Below are 13,632 nucleotides of genomic sequence, written 5' to 3'. Positions count from 1 at the left end.
CCGCATCATGCGCTCTCATCAAGAGCGGGGGTCAAAGGCATCTCGCAACGCCTCGCCGATAAACACCAGCAAAGAAAGAATCAACGCCAGGGTGAAAAAGGCTGTCAGGCCCAACCACGGGGCTTGCAGATTCTGCTTGCCCTGACCGATCAGCTCACCCAGAGAGGCACTGCCAGCAGGCATGCCGAAACCGAGGAAGTCCAGCGCGGTGAGGGTCGAGATTGCGCCGGTCAGAATGAACGGCAGGTAACTCAAGGTGGCGTTCATGGCGTTGGGCAGAATGTGCCGCACGATCACTTTCTGGTCGCTCAGGCCCAGCGCACGGGCGGCTTTGACGTATTCCAGATTACGCCCGCGCAGGAATTCGGCACGCACCACGTCCACCAGGGCCAGCCAGGAAAACAGCGCCATGATCCCCAGCAACCACCAGAAATTCGGCTCGACGAATCCCGACAAAATGATCAGCAGGTACAGCACCGGCAACCCTGACCAGACCTCCAGCAAGCGTTGACCGATCAGGTCGACCCAGCCGCCGTAATAGCCTTGCAGGGCACCGGCGGCGATGCCGATCAGCGCGCTGACAAAGGTCAGCATCAAGGCAAACAGAATCGACACCCGTGCACCGAAAATCACCCGGGCCAATACATCCCGCGCCTGGTCGTCCGTGCCCAGCCAGTTCACATTCGAAGGCGGACTAGGCGCAGGTTTGTTCAGGTCATAGTTCGGCGTGTCGTCGCTGAACGGGATCGGCGGAAACAGCAGCCAGCCACCTTCCTTCTTGATCAGTTGCTGTACATAGTCGCTTCGGTAATCAGCCTGGAACGGCAGTTGCCCGCCAAATTCCTGTTCGGTGTAGCGCTTGAGGGCGGGGAAGTACAACGAGCCTTGATAGCTGACGATCAGCGGTTTGTCGTTGGCGATCAGCTCGCCACCCAGGGTCAGGATGAACAGGCCGACAAACAACCACAGCGACCACCAGCCACGGCGGTTTTTCTTGAAACGTTCGAAACGACGACGGCCCAGCGGCGAAAGCTTGAACATCAGGCATTCCTCGCGGCGAAGTCGATACGCGGGTCGACCAGGGTGTAACAGAGGTCGCCCACCAGTTTTATCAGCAGGCCGAACAAGGTAAAGATGAACAGCGAACCGAATACCACTGGATAGTCCCGTGACACCGCCGCTTCGTAGCTCATACGACCGAGGCCGTCGAGGGAGAAAATCACTTCGATCAGCAACGAACCGGCAAAAAACACACTGATAAATGCCTGGGGAATGCCCGAGACCACCAGCAACATGGCATTGCGGAACACGTGGCCATACAGCACCCGGCGCTCGCTCAAACCCTTGGCGCGGGCGGTGACCACGTACTGGCGGGTAATTTCATTGAGGAACGAGTTCTTGGTCAGGATGGTCAGCGTCGCGAAGCCGCCGATCACCAGCGCCGTCACGGGTAGCACCAGGTGCCAGAAATAGTCGGCGATTTTGCCGATGGTCGAGAGCGACTCGAAATTGTCCGAAACCAGTCCGCGCACCGGGAACCAGTTCAGCGAAGTGCCGCCCGCGAACACCACGATCAGGAACATCGCGAACAGGAACGCCGGCATGGCGTAGCCGATGATGATTGCGGTACTGCTCCAGATGTCGAAATGGCTGCCGTGATGCACCGCTTTGCGGATGCCCAGCGGGATCGACACCAGATAGGTGATCAGCGTCGCCCAGAGCCCAAGGGAAATGGTGACCGGCATTTTCTCCAGGATCAGGTCGGTGACGGTAGCGCCGCGGAAGAAGCTTTTGCCGAAATCCAGGCGCGCGTAGCTGGTCAGCATCAGCCACAGACGTTCCGGTGCCGGTTTGTCGAAGCCGTACTGTTTTTCGATGTCCTTGATCAGTTGCGGGTCAAGCCCACGGCTGGCTCGAGAGCTATTGCTGATTGCCTCGCTGGCGCCGCCACCGACATTGACTCCGCCGATGCCTTGCAGGTGGGCAATGGCTTGCTCCACCGGCCCACCCGGCGCGGCCTGGACGATGACGAAATTGACCAGAAGAATGATCACCAGCGTGGGAATGATCAGCAACAGGCGCCGCAGAATGTAAGTCCACATCAATGCGGTCCTCCGGGTGTGCCACGGCGGATACGCTCAGCGGTCATCTGCTGATTGGTCAAGGGCGTGGTGCTCATTTCCCACCAGCTCTCGATGGCTTCGTCGTTGCTCGCCTGCACGTTCGGTATGCCGAAGCGATTCCACCACACGGTGGAGGTGCCCGGCGGGTAATAGTTGGGAATCCAGTAGTAATTCCATTGCAGCACCCGGTCCAGCGCATGGGCGTAGTGCAACATGTCAGCCTGGGTATTGGCGCGCACCAGCCCGTTGATCAGGGTATCTATCGCCGGATTCTTCAACACCATGTAGTTGTTGGAACCCGGATCAGTGGCCGCGGCCGAGCCGAAGTAGTTGAGCAGTTCGCCCCCGGGAGAGGTGGTCACCGGGTAGCCGGTTACGATCATGTCGTAGTCGCGGCTCATCAGGCGATTGACGTACTGGGATGAGTCGATGCGACGAATGCTCAGGTCGATGCCGATCTGTTTCAACGTGCGTTTGTACGGCAACAGTAAACGGTCCATGCCGTTCTGGCTGACCAGGAAGGTGAAGCTCAGCGGCTCACCGTCGGCGTTGACCAGTTGATCGCCATCGGGTTTCCAGCCTGCCTGTTCCAGCAGATCAAGGGCTTGCAACTGCTTGTTGCGGATCACGCCGCTGCCATCGGTTTTTGGCGCTTCGAACACCTGGGTGAAGACTTCGTCGGGTATCTGGCCGCGCAGGGGCTCGAGAATCGCCAGTTCGCCGGCGTCCGGCAGTCGCCGAGCGGCGAGGTCAGTGTTGGAGAAGAAGCTCTGCTGGCGGATGTACATGTTGCGCATCATCTGCCGGTTGCTCCATTCGAAATCCCAGAGCATGGCGAGCGCCTGCCGCACCCGGCGATCCTGGAACATCGGTTTTTGCAGGTTGAACACAAAGCCCTGGCTGGGTTGTGGCGCTTCTGTCGCCAGGTGCGCCTTTTGCAGGCGGCCGTCGCTCAGGGCCGGGCTTTCGTAGCCAATGGAGTAACCGGTGGCGGAAAATTCGCGGTTGTAGTCGTAGGCGCCACCACGCAGCACCTGGCGGGCAACGTCGGTGTCGCCGAAATACTCGATGCTGAAATGGTCGAAATTGTAGAGGCCGCGGCTGACCGGTAGATCCTTGCCCCACCAGTCCGGATCACGCTCGAAAGTGATGCTGCGCCCCGAGTCGACCTTGCTCACTTTGTACGGCCCGCTGCCCAGCGGCGGCTCGTAGCCGCCGCCACTGGCGAAGTCGCGGGTCTTCCACCAATGCTCGGGAAACACCGGCAGGGTGGCGATGTCCAGCGGCAGGGTGCGGTTTTCATTGTTCTTGAAGTCGAAGCGCACAGTCAGTGGTGATTCCACTTCGACGCCTTTGACGTCGGCGAATTGGGTGCGATAACGCAGGCTGCCCTGGGTCATCAGCAAGTCGAAGGTGTAGCGTACGTCTTGTGCAGTGATCGGCGTGCCATCGGCGAAACGCGCCTTGGGGTTCAAGTAGAAGCGCAGGGACAAGCCATCATCGGAGCGCTCCATCTTCTGCGCGACAAGGCCGTACACGGTGTATGGCTCGTCCAGCGAACGTTGGGCCAGAGGTGAGTAGATGAGGCCGTCAATCTGCGAGACGCCGATACCTTTGTCGATGTAGGGCAAGACATGGTCGAAATGGCCGATTTCGATCGCCGAACGACGCATCGTGCCGCCTTTCGGGGCTTGCGGATTGGTATAGGCAAAATGGCTGAAGCCAGCAGGGTACTTGGCCGGTTCGCCGTAGACGGTCAACGCATGTTGCGGTGCGGCATCCACACCGGTGGCACCCAACAGCAAGGCCACGGCAGTGAATAATAAAGTAGAGAAAGCCAGTCGCATTGTCAGCCTTAGAGCCGGGTGGTCGTTAACGACAATTTGTACGCTAGCGGCGCGTCCCTCGCCAGCCAATTACGTATCTGAAACACAACGGCCCACCAAGAGGCGGGCCGTTGCGGGAAAAAACTCAGGCGTCGATCAGTCCTGACGGCTGGTCACTTCCAGCAGGTGGTAACCAAACTGGGTCTTGACCGGGCCTTGCACGATGTTGATCGGTGCGCTGAAGACCACGGTGTCGAATTCCTTGACCATTTGACCCGGGCCGAACGAACCCAGATCGCCGCCCTGGCGGCTGGAAGGGCAAGTGGAGTTGGCTTTGGCGATTTCGGCGAAGTCTGCACCCGCTTCGATTTGGGCCTTGAGTTCGTTGCACTTGGCTTCGCTGGCAACCAGGATGTGACGGGCAGTGGCTTTAGCCATGGAAAATACTCCTTTTAATGTTCGGTAAATTGCTGAGCCTACCGGATTCGGTGGGCTATTTCTCCTCAAAGTTCCGTTCCATGCGGGCTGGCCGGCAGGATGCAGATTAAAGGCCGGCTTTTTTCAGACGTTCGGCATGCTGCACATACAGGTCGATCGGGTCGATATTTTTTGTGGTCAGTCCTGTTGTCTGGCGCAGGGTAGCCACGTGGTCCAGCGCATAGTCAGAGCGGATGACAGTGCCCAGATGGGAGCTGAAACGCCCAACCATGCCATCGTTCTGCTCAGCTTCGGTGGTGAAATAGCGGGAGAACGCTCGCAAGAAACCGTGCAATGGATCAAGTGCGCCGAGCCCTTCATCCAGAATGTTTTCCTTCAAGATGCCGCTCCAGGAGTAATACCGAACACCGTTGACCAGTTCGCGCCCCTTGCCACCCCAGGTTTTCGGTAGCCCCTGAGGATACTTGTCGTTGAATGCACCCACACCTTCGGTGGTCAGTGCATTCAGCGCTGCGATGGCGTTTTGCGGGAGCTGGCGGTTGCCGCTGAGTAGCGAAAGAAAGTCGGCGAATAGCGTTGCGACCGTCTCTGCAATCTGTTCAGGCAAGCATCCAGGGGTGAGTGCTTTGCGCAGGAAGTCCGCCAGCTCAGAACCGTGGTTCGGACCACTGACCGACGTCACCGAAGCAACAGACTGTGGCTCAACCGCGCCCGCATAACGTGCAGCGAGTGCTCCCTGACTGTGGCCGATAAGGTTGACTTTATCTGCGCCTGTGCCTTCCAGCACTCGCTCGACCTGTGCCAACAGTTGCTCACCCCGTGTTTCGTTCCTGTGGGTGGCCGACAGATGTGGGACGAACACTCTCGCGCCATTGCTTCTAAGGGCCTGTTTTACGTCATGGAAGAGTTCGAAGGTGCCGATCCGTTCGAAGCCGTAAAGCCCGTGGACCAGCAGGATTGGATAACGAGTGTTTGCATTCCGTTGCATGTTCATACCTTCTTTCAGCCGTTCAGGGAGGTGTCTCGTGCCTCACTCTAAAGCACTCCAGCTGCGGCGCGGTGTACGAAAAAGCCGCTGTAAGTGGATGAAAACGGCATAGGAAAGGTACGAGAACTCGGCGGTGAGTGAGGTCCTGATCGGATTATTCGGACATCTTTTCAGCATGAGTTGAGCGGCTGTGGGCAATGACCTACTTCGCGTAGGTCCTTTTTCCTTGCTGTCCGGAGAGATCACCCGGCATCGCGAATGATCAGCATAAGGTTCAATACGCCTGGTTCGTCGCCGGTGATCCGGGCGGCGTTTATTCCAAGGACTGGAGCGTTTGAATGACTACTCATGAAATAGAGACACCCGACACGGCGCGACAATGGCTATCGCTACCGGTACTGGAGCAGGTGGAAAATGGCGTACTGCATCCCTCTGAAAGAAAAGCCGTCATCACTGTCGAGCCTTATCCCGGCATGGCTTGCGGAGACAAGCTACTGCTGACCTGGTCGGGACTGGATGCCGAGGGTTTGCCTTACAAGCACGAGGTGACGCGTTTTGTCAGCGAAGAGCGGGTGGGTGCCGAGACCGTTTTCACCGTTCCCGGCGCGCATATCGCGGTACTCGAAGGCGGCTCGCTAGAGCTCTATTACACGCTTACCAGTGCAAATTTACCCGAGCCTGCGCGTTCCGCTCACCTCCAATTGAGTGTTGGCGATGTCCGGCAGGACATGCTGGCAGCGATTGCCGACGATGCAGTGGGCGGCACGCTCGATCCGGAAATGGTAAAGGAGGGAACGCTCGTAACAATCAGGCCTTACCCGCGGATGGCCGCGGGAGACTGGATTCTACTGTCGTGGGCGGGAATGACGCCCCAGGCCAGTTTCAATGACACGCTGAAGGTTGAGTCATTTTCGGTGGGCAGTGAATTGTCATTCTGGGTCAATGCGGACTGTATCGCACCTAATCGGGGCTCAACCGTCACTGTCAGTTATTGCGTCCGGCAACAGGGGCAAGCCCTGCGTTACTCGGAGCCTGCGCAGTTGTTGATCGGGTCGCTGGAGCGCGAGCCATTGGCAGAGCCCGCCGTGTTGGAGACCGACGAAGGCATCCTGGACCTGCAAGATGCAATGGATGGCGTTACCGTCGTTATCGAAAATGCCCGAACTGAAGAGGGCGAACTGGTTTACCTGAAATGCGACGGCGAGTACTTCAATTATCGCGATGATCGCGAGATATCAAAGGAAACGGCTGGCCAGCCATTGGTTTTTATCGTTCCCTACCGGTTTTGGCGGGAGCACCGGGATTTGACGGTGCGTGTCTCGTTTTCGGTCGAGCGTCTTGACGATGTCAGCCAACAGTCCGAAGTGACGATGGTGCAGGTAAGGTCCTAGAATCGCTGGCCGCCCACCGGTCTGCGGATGAAGACGGGCGGGCGGGCGAGGTCATGCCGTGGTGCGTTGTACGCGCAGGCGCTCTTTTGCCTGACGCAGTAGTTGTTCCGTGCCGTTCCAGCCCAGGCAACCATCGGTAATCGACACGCCGTATCTCAGCGACGGGCTCAGTGGCTGGCAGCCTTCGAACAAATGACTTTCGATCATCATGCCGATCAGCGAGCGATCACCTTGCAGGCGTTGCTCAAGCACGTCGTTGAACACCGCCGGTTGACGCAGCGGGTCTTTACCGCTGTTGGCATGGCTGCAATCGACCATGATGCGGGCCGGGATCTTCAGTTTGCTCAGGTCGCTGTTCACCTGAGCAACGCTGTCGCGGTCGAAGTTCGGGCCGCGATGACCTCCACGCAATACCAGGTGGGTGTCCGCATTGCCCGGGGTCTGGATGATCGCGGGATGGCCCTGGCTATCGACGCCGAAATGACGATGGGGATGGGCGGCCGAGCGCATGGCATCGCTGGCAACGGCGACACCGCCGTCGGTGCCATTTTTGAAGCCGACCGGCATGCTCAGGCCGCTGGCCATTTCCCGATGGATCTGCGATTCAGTGGTGCGGGCACCAATCGCGACCCAGCTCAGCAGGTCGTCGAAGTAGCCAGCAGCCATGGGTTGCAGCAACTCGGTTGCAACCGGCAGCCCTAGCATGAGCATTTCGCGCATCAGCTCGCGAGACAGTGTCAGGCCGCCGGCCATGTCGTCACTGCCATCCAGGTGCGGATCGTAGGCCAGACCCTTCCAGCCGACGGTGGTGCGCGGTTTTTCGACGTAGGCGCGCATCACCAGCAGCATTTCGTCGCTGACTTCGGTGGCCAGTTTGGCCAGATTGGCGGCGTATTCGAGGGCCGACTTGGGATCGTGAATCGAGCAGGGGCCGACGATGATCAGCAGACGGGAGTCTTCACCGTTAAGGATTGCGCGAACCGCTTGGCGATGTGTCGCGACTTGCTGGGCGAGGGCGTTTGTGAGTGGCAATTGCTGTTTGAGTTGCAACGAGCTGGGCAGACGCAGAGTCAGCGCTTCATTGGCAGGGCTCAGGGTGGACAGTGGCAGAGCAGAGACGGACGAGTTCATGTTCGGGCTTCCTTGGGCTGGCGGCGGGTTCGTTCCCGCGCGGTCGGCCCTAGTGGGGTGTTCGACAATTGGCCAGATGGGCTGTGTGTGCAGGCTTGCCACCTTTGGGTGACCGATCGGAGGCGGCAGGCTGTCCCGAGCGGAGGGTGGTAAATCGCCAGGCGGTAAAACTGTCGTAACGGTAGTAAGTGGCGTAGTTCATTTTCTGAATCCTCAAGTTGTCTGGTATGTCGCTAAAAAACAGGTGGGGCTGAAAAAACAAAACCCCCGGTCGGGAGGCCGACCGGGGGTTGAGAATTCTCTGGTGGCGACCCGTTTGATGTGGGCGCCGTGTGGGTATCAGGCGCGCCAGTGGCTAAACCAATACCCAAAATAAAAGCTGACCGGAGCGCAAACGTTGTTCGCCCAGGCAGCCGCAACCGAGCGCAGGGCGCTGACGGTAGAAAGCTGTGAGAGGGCGTTGAACATGGTCTGTCTCCGATGGATGCGCCGAGCTTACTAGAGCCCGGTACGAGGATTCAATCAGAAATTGCTATCAACGTTCGGCGTTGATTTCTATCGATCAAGAACCTGGAACGTTGTGACACACTTCGCGCTCGTGCAAACACACCACGTCATAAGGACGACACATGACGCAACTGATCATCGCTGCCGCTCAATCGATTTCCATTGCTGGTGACCTCGCCGGCAATATCGTCTGGCACCAGCGCTTCATGCAGGTCGCAGCGGAGCAAGGCGTGCAATTGCTCGTTTTTCCGGAGTTGTCGTTGACCGGGTATGAGCGTGGGTTGGCAGCGGAACTGGCGAACGCACCGGACGCCGCTGTATTGCAACCGCTACGAAATTTCGCACGGGAGATCGGCGTAACGACTGTGGTCGGGATGCCCATTCGCCTGTCGGAAGGTTCGCAGGTATTGATCGGGGCGTTGGTGCTGGGCGCCGATGGCTCGCTCGGGGTCTACAGCAAACAGCATCTGCATCCAGGAGAAGAGGTCGCGTTTGCTCCGGGAGCCGGTGGCGCGCCGCTGACTATCGGTGCGGATACTATTGCGCTGGCGGTGTGCGCGGATTTTTGCCACGCCAGCCATGCGGCAGCAGCTGCGCAGCAAGGCGCTGACGTGTATGCCGCCGGTGTGCTGATTACCGAAAACGGCTACGCCCCGGACACGACGCTATTGCAAGGTTATGCCAGCACTCATTCCATGGTCGTGCTGATGGCCAATCATGGCGGTACGACGGGTGGCTGGGAGTCCGCAGGACGAAGTGCAATCTGGGCGTCGGACGGTTCGCTGATAGTCGCTGCACCGGGGACAGGCAATGTGATGGTTGTAGCCCGCCGTAGCACCGATGGCTGGACGGGGCAAATAGTGACTGTCGCGGAGGTTTGATGGAACTTGAATGGCGTGCGGCAACTGAGCGTGATCTCGTTTTCGCCCGGGACCTGACTTGCAGCAACATGCTGCGCTATTACATTCAGCATGACCTTTTATGGCAGGACGAAGCGTTTGATGTCGCTTGGGCGGGACGGGAGAATCGCTTGATTTTGTGCGGCGATGACCTGTTGGGCTATGTCAGTTTGAGCCGGGATGCCAAGGCCTTGTACATCCGTGAACTTCAGGTTGCCGAGCCGTTTCGCGGGCAGGGTGTCGGTTCCTGGGTGATCGATCAGGTATTTGCCCTGGCGTATCGGGAACGACGTCGAGCATTGCGTCTGACGGTTTTTGAAAATAACCCGGCGCGCGCACTGTATGAAAGAAAGGGACTACGCGTAGTGGGTGCCGACGAGTGTTTCTTGAGAATGCAGCGGGACGTTGATGGGCTGCATCGCTGAAACACGCTTGCTACAAGCCTTTCAAGATGAATTGAAACTTTTTATATAGCGCTTGGCGCTAGGTCTGCCGAAAGCTTTTTGCTAAGGTGTCGGCAACCCAATAAGACCATATCGCGAGGTGTCTGCTTGATTAGGGTGCTAGTAGTCGATGACCATGATCTCGTTCGTACAGGCATTACACGAATGCTGGCTGACATCGATGGCCTGCAAGTAGTCGGCCAGGCTGAATCAGGGGAAGAATCCCTGCTCAAGGCGCGTGAACTGAAACCCGATGTGGTGTTGATGGATGTCAAAATGCCCGGGATCGGCGGTCTGGAAGCCACTCGAAAATTGTTGCGCAGCCATCCGGACATCAAAGTCGTCGCGGTGACTGTGTGCGAGGAAGATCCGTTTCCGACACGCCTGTTGCAGGCCGGGGCTGCGGGTTACCTGACCAAGGGCGCCGGGTTGCCGGAAATGGTCCAGGCCATTCGCCTGGTGTTCGCCGGCCAACGCTACATCAGCCCGCAAATTGCCCAGCAACTGGCGATCAAATCCTTCCAGCCGACCAATGATTCACCCTTCGACGCGTTGTCGGAGCGGGAAATCCAGATCGCACTGATGATTGTCGGTTGCCAGAAAGTCCAAATCATTTCCGACAAGTTGTGCCTTTCGCCGAAAACCGTGAACACTTACCGTTACCGCATCTTCGAAAAGCTTTCGATCAGCAGTGACGTCGAGTTGACGTTGTTGGCGGTTCGACACGGCATGGTCGATGCCAGCCTCTGAAAATGACCGACATCTTTGATCCAAGCGCCTTTCTGTCAACCGTCAGTGGGCGTCCCGGCGTGTATCGCATGTTCGACAGCGATGCGCGTCTGCTCTACGTCGGCAAGGCGAAGAACCTCAAGAATCGCCTGTCGAGCTACTTCCGCAAGACTGGCCTGGCACCCAAGACTGCCGCGCTGGTCGCGCGTATCGCCCAGGTCGAAACGACCATCACGGCGAACGAAACCGAGGCTTTGCTGCTTGAACAAACGCTGATCAAGGAATGGCGTCCGCCTTACAACATCCTGCTGCGTGACGATAAATCCTACCCCTATGTTTTCCTTTCGGATGGTCAGTTCCCGCGCTTGAGCATCCATCGCGGCGCGAAAAAGGCCAAGGGCAAATATTTCGGTCCGTATCCCAGTGCTGGCGCGATTCGAGAAAGCCTGAGCCTGCTGCAAAAAACGTTCTTCGTTCGCCAGTGTGAAGACAGCTACTACAAGAACCGGACGCGTCCTTGCCTGCAATACCAGATCAAGCGATGCAAGGCGCCCTGCGTCGGGTTCGTCGAACCCGACGTGTATGCCGAAGATGTGCGGCACTCGGTAATGTTCCTTGAAGGCCGCAGTAATGCGCTGACTGACGAGTTATCCGCCGGTATGGAAGAGGCGGCGGTCAATCTCGAGTTCGAGCGTGCCGCCGAGTTACGTGACCAGATCTCGCTGCTGCGTCGGGTTCAGGATCAGCAGAGCATGGAAGGCGGAACCGGCGATGTCGATGTGATTGCGGCGTTCGTCAATCCAGGCGGCGCCTGTGTTCACTTGATCAGCGTGCGCGGTGGTCGGGTGCTGGGAAGCAAAAACTTCTTTCCGCAAGTCGGTATTGAGGAGGACGTTTCCGAAGTCATGGCTGCTTTTCTCGGCCAGTACTTCGTCAGCAGTCCCGAACGCGACCTGCCGAGCGAACTGATCGTCAACGTGGTTCATGAAGACTTCCCGACGTTGATTGCCGCCATCGACGAGCTGCGCGGTCGTGAACTGACCATCAGCCACCGGGTGCGTGGCACACGGGCGCGCTGGCAGCAATTGGCGGTGACCAACGCCGAACAGGCCTTAAGTGCGCGTCTGGCGAATCGTCAGCACATAACCGCTCGCTTCGATGCGCTGGCGGAAGTGTTGAAGCTGGAAGAATCACCGCAGCGACTTGAGTGTTATGACATCAGCCACTCCAGCGGTGAAGCGACTGTGGCGTCTTGCGTGGTTTTCGGCCCTGAAGGCCCGATCAAGTCTGACTACCGTCGCTACAACATCGAAGGCGTGACGGCCGGGGATGACTACGCCGCGATGCACCAGGCGTTGACCCGACGATTCAGCAAGCTGAAGGACGGGGAGGGCAAGCTCCCGGACATTCTGCTGGTGGACGGCGGCAAAGGTCAGCTGTCCATGGCCCGCGACGTGCTCAATGAACTGGCGGTACCTGATCTGATCCTGCTCGGCGTGGCCAAAGGAGCGACACGCAAGGCCGGTTTCGAAACCCTGTACCTCAATGATGCCGCTCACGAATTCACGTTGCGCGGTGATTCCCCCGCGCTGCATTTGATTCAACAGATCCGCGACGAAGCCCACCGTTTCGCGATTACCGGGCACCGTGCCCGTCGCGGCAAAACCCGTCGCACGTCTACGCTTGAGGGCGTTGCCGGTGTCGGGCCAACACGGCGCCGCGATTTGTTGAAACATTTTGGTGGATTGCAGGAGCTGTCTCGTGCCAGCATCGAAGAGATCGCCAAAGCACCCGGGATCAGTAAAAAGCTCGCAGAGTTGATTTATGCAAATCTGCACAGCGAGTAGAATGCCACCTCACCTCGTAGCCAGTTGTGCCGATGAATATCCCTAATCTGATTACCGTTCTACGCGTCCTGCTCATACCAATTTTCATTTTACTGTTCTACCTGCCTTACCAATGGAGTTACATGGCGTCAGCCTCGGTCTTCGCATTTGCGGCCGCCACCGACTGGCTGGACGGGTATCTCGCTCGCCGTCTGGAGCAAAGCACGCCGTTTGGGGCTTTTCTCGATCCTGTTGCCGATAAGCTGATGGTTGCCGTTGCGCTGGTCTTACTCGTTGCGGAACATGGCAACCTGTGGCTTACGCTGCCGGCAGCAGTAATCATCGGTCGCGAGATCGTTGTCTCGGCTTTGCGGGAATGGATGGCTGAAATCGGCGCCCGAGCTCACGTTGCCGTTTCAAACCTGGGCAAATGGAAAACCGCCGCGCAAATGCTGGCGTTGGTGATCTTGCTGGCCAATCCGTCGGACTTCAGCTTCTGGGTTCTGTTGGGTTACACCTTGCTGATGGTATCCGCTGGCCTGACTTTGTGGTCGATGGTCCAGTACTTGCGGGCTGCCTGGCCGCATCTGAAGACCGACGTAGAAAAGAAATAAAACTTTTTTGAATCAAGGGGTTGACGGGGCTTCTGGATTCTATAGAATGCGCCACACCAAGACGCGGGAATAGCTCAGTTGGTAGAGCACGACCTTGCCAAGGTCGGGGTCGCGAGTTCGAGTCTCGTTTCCCGCTCCAAGTTTGTAAGCATTTGGTGTTGTGTTAATTGACAGCAAATGTTTTGTGGCCGAGTAGCAAAATGGTTATGCAGCGGATTGCAAATCCGCCTACGCCGGTTCGATTCCGACCTCGGCCTCCACTAATAAACGAGCTCCGTAGATCTTTGATTTACGGAGCTTTTTTATTTGCACTGTCGTGAAAGATTTAGTCTTGAAAAGGACAGTTGCGAACTTGCTTCACCGGGACGGGATGTATATATTTCCCCCTCTGCTGCACAAGCGTCAGAACTGGCCGATTGTTGTTTGGCAGGTTCAGATTGCTTAACCGCGCTACCGCCCGAATGGCGAAACTGGTAGACGCATGGGACTTAAAATCCCCCGCTCGTAAGGGCGTGCCGGTTCGATTCCGGCTTCGGGCACCATGAATATCAAGGGCTTGCATGAGATACCTCATGCAAGCCCTTATTTCTTTGCCCCGCAAAATCCAATCTGCTTCGCTACACGTGCATGGTCGAACTATTCAGATCCTGCGCGTTGCCATTGACTGCCTGTCTGATAAAAAATGCGTGCGGTAGCGAATAGCCATTGCGTTGAGCA

General features: G+C 57.7%; 13 protein-coding genes and 3 tRNA genes. 9 read left to right on the top strand and 7 right to left on the bottom strand.

Translation table 11 applies throughout. The features are described from left to right. Positions 1–18: 18 nt before the first annotated feature. The 5 genes from KUF73_RS27470 to KUF73_RS27450 form a co-directional block, all read right to left on the bottom strand. Positions 19–1,041 (bottom strand): ABC transporter permease, encoded by a 1,023-nt coding sequence (locus KUF73_RS27470; protein ID WP_218441103.1) that lies wholly within the window; start codon positions 1,039–1,041, stop codon positions 19–21. Then, positions 1,041–2,102 carry a microcin C ABC transporter permease YejB gene (locus KUF73_RS27465; protein WP_218441102.1) on the bottom strand — a complete coding sequence of 354 codons (1,062 nt, stop codon included), beginning with the start codon at positions 2,100–2,102 and terminating at the stop codon, positions 1,041–1,043. The genes KUF73_RS27470 and KUF73_RS27465 overlap by 1 nt, the downstream gene beginning before the upstream one ends. Beyond that, positions 2,102–3,970, bottom strand: a complete 1,869-nt coding sequence (locus tag KUF73_RS27460; protein ID WP_218441101.1) for an extracellular solute-binding protein — start codon at positions 3,968–3,970, stop codon at positions 2,102–2,104. Before KUF73_RS27460 ends, KUF73_RS27465 begins: the two co-directional genes overlap by 1 nt. Positions 3,971–4,105: 135 nt before the next feature. After that, positions 4,106–4,417 (bottom strand): peptidylprolyl isomerase, encoded by a 312-nt coding sequence (locus KUF73_RS27455; RefSeq protein ID WP_256345704.1) that lies wholly within the window; start codon positions 4,415–4,417, stop codon positions 4,106–4,108. A 76-nt stretch (positions 4,418–4,493) separates the two neighbouring features. Beyond that, positions 4,494–5,375: a triacylglycerol lipase gene (locus tag KUF73_RS27450; RefSeq protein WP_218441099.1), complete on the bottom strand. Its 882-nt coding sequence runs from the start codon at positions 5,373–5,375 to the stop codon at positions 4,494–4,496. A 338-nt stretch (positions 5,376–5,713) separates the two neighbouring features. On the opposite strand from KUF73_RS27450, the gene KUF73_RS27445 reads away from it, so the two are divergent. Then, positions 5,714–6,766, top strand: a complete 1,053-nt coding sequence (locus KUF73_RS27445) for a hypothetical protein (RefSeq protein WP_218441098.1) — start codon at positions 5,714–5,716, stop codon at positions 6,764–6,766. Positions 6,767–6,817: 51 nt separating this feature from the next. Here KUF73_RS27445 and KUF73_RS27440 read toward each other — a convergent pair whose 3' ends face one another. After that, complete coding sequence (locus KUF73_RS27440) at positions 6,818–7,897, bottom strand: 3-deoxy-7-phosphoheptulonate synthase (protein WP_218441097.1); 1,080 nt, start codon at positions 7,895–7,897, stop codon at positions 6,818–6,820. A 339-nt stretch (positions 7,898–8,236) separates the two neighbouring features. Further along, positions 8,237–8,365 (bottom strand): hypothetical protein, encoded by a 129-nt coding sequence (locus KUF73_RS31485; protein ID WP_256345701.1) that lies wholly within the window; start codon positions 8,363–8,365, stop codon positions 8,237–8,239. A gap of 161 nt (positions 8,366–8,526) precedes the next feature. Here KUF73_RS31485 and KUF73_RS27435 point away from each other — a divergent pair, with 161 nt between their 5' ends. The 8 genes from KUF73_RS27435 to KUF73_RS27400 all read left to right on the top strand — a co-directional run bounded on the left by KUF73_RS27435 (position 8,527) and on the right by KUF73_RS27400 (position 13,457). Then, positions 8,527–9,285: a carbon-nitrogen hydrolase family protein gene (locus tag KUF73_RS27435; RefSeq protein ID WP_218441096.1), complete on the top strand. Its 759-nt coding sequence runs from the start codon at positions 8,527–8,529 to the stop codon at positions 9,283–9,285. Then, positions 9,285–9,728 (top strand): N-acetyltransferase, encoded by a 444-nt coding sequence (locus tag KUF73_RS27430; RefSeq protein ID WP_218441095.1) that lies wholly within the window; start codon positions 9,285–9,287, stop codon positions 9,726–9,728. The genes KUF73_RS27435 and KUF73_RS27430 overlap by 1 nt, the downstream gene beginning before the upstream one ends. 126 nt (positions 9,729–9,854) lie before the next feature. Continuing rightward, entirely contained in the window at positions 9,855–10,496 is a 642-nt protein-coding gene (gene uvrY, locus KUF73_RS27425; protein WP_008015884.1) for a UvrY/SirA/GacA family response regulator transcription factor, read from the top strand. A gap of 2 nt (positions 10,497–10,498) precedes the next feature. Further along, entirely contained in the window at positions 10,499–12,322 is a 1,824-nt protein-coding gene (gene uvrC / locus KUF73_RS27420; protein WP_218441094.1) for an excinuclease ABC subunit UvrC, read from the top strand. Positions 12,323–12,354: 32 nt separating this feature from the next. Then, positions 12,355–12,915 carry a CDP-diacylglycerol--glycerol-3-phosphate 3-phosphatidyltransferase gene (gene pgsA / locus KUF73_RS27415; protein WP_218441093.1) on the top strand — a complete coding sequence of 187 codons (561 nt, stop codon included), beginning with the start codon at positions 12,355–12,357 and terminating at the stop codon, positions 12,913–12,915. A 63-nt stretch (positions 12,916–12,978) separates the two neighbouring features. Continuing rightward, positions 12,979–13,054, top strand: a tRNA-Gly gene (locus KUF73_RS27410). Between the two features lie 47 nt (positions 13,055–13,101). Further along, positions 13,102–13,175: transfer RNA gene (locus tag KUF73_RS27405), tRNA-Cys, on the top strand. A gap of 195 nt (positions 13,176–13,370) precedes the next feature. After that, positions 13,371–13,457, top strand: a tRNA-Leu gene (locus KUF73_RS27400). The last annotated feature ends 175 nt before the right edge of the window (positions 13,458–13,632 follow it).

It is taken from the genome of Pseudomonas sp. PD9R, from assembly GCF_019200975.1.
Classification (GTDB): domain Bacteria; phylum Pseudomonadota; class Gammaproteobacteria; order Pseudomonadales; family Pseudomonadaceae; genus Aquipseudomonas.
The sequence above is the reverse complement of the archived record's forward strand: the minus strand, read 5'-3'. Positions and strand labels throughout refer to the sequence as shown.

Excerpts from the sequence above, each read along its gene's own strand:
- KUF73_RS27430 (WP_218441095.1), top strand. The coding sequence starts at position 9,285 with ATGGAACTTGAATGGCGTGCGGCAACTGAGCGTGATCTCGTTTTCGCC.
- KUF73_RS27470 (WP_218441103.1), bottom strand. The coding sequence starts at position 1,041 with ATGTTCAAGCTTTCGCCGCTGGGCCGTCGTCGTTTCGAACGTTTCAAG.
- KUF73_RS27465 (WP_218441102.1), bottom strand. The coding sequence starts at position 2,102 with ATGTGGACTTACATTCTGCGGCGCCTGTTGCTGATCATTCCCACGCTG.
- pgsA (WP_218441093.1), top strand. The coding sequence starts at position 12,355 with ATGAATATCCCTAATCTGATTACCGTTCTACGCGTCCTGCTCATACCA.
- KUF73_RS27450 (WP_218441099.1), bottom strand. The coding sequence starts at position 5,375 with ATGCAACGGAATGCAAACACTCGTTATCCAATCCTGCTGGTCCACGGG.
- KUF73_RS27445 (WP_218441098.1), top strand. The coding sequence starts at position 5,714 with ATGACTACTCATGAAATAGAGACACCCGACACGGCGCGACAATGGCTA.
- KUF73_RS27435 (WP_218441096.1), top strand. The coding sequence starts at position 8,527 with ATGACGCAACTGATCATCGCTGCCGCTCAATCGATTTCCATTGCTGGT.
- uvrC (WP_218441094.1), top strand. The coding sequence starts at position 10,499 with ATGACCGACATCTTTGATCCAAGCGCCTTTCTGTCAACCGTCAGTGGG.
- KUF73_RS27460 (WP_218441101.1), bottom strand. The coding sequence starts at position 3,970 with ATGCGACTGGCTTTCTCTACTTTATTATTCACTGCCGTGGCCTTGCTG.
- KUF73_RS27440 (WP_218441097.1), bottom strand. The coding sequence starts at position 7,897 with ATGAACTCGTCCGTCTCTGCTCTGCCACTGTCCACCCTGAGCCCTGCC.
- KUF73_RS31485 (WP_256345701.1), bottom strand. The coding sequence starts at position 8,365 with ATGTTCAACGCCCTCTCACAGCTTTCTACCGTCAGCGCCCTGCGCTCG.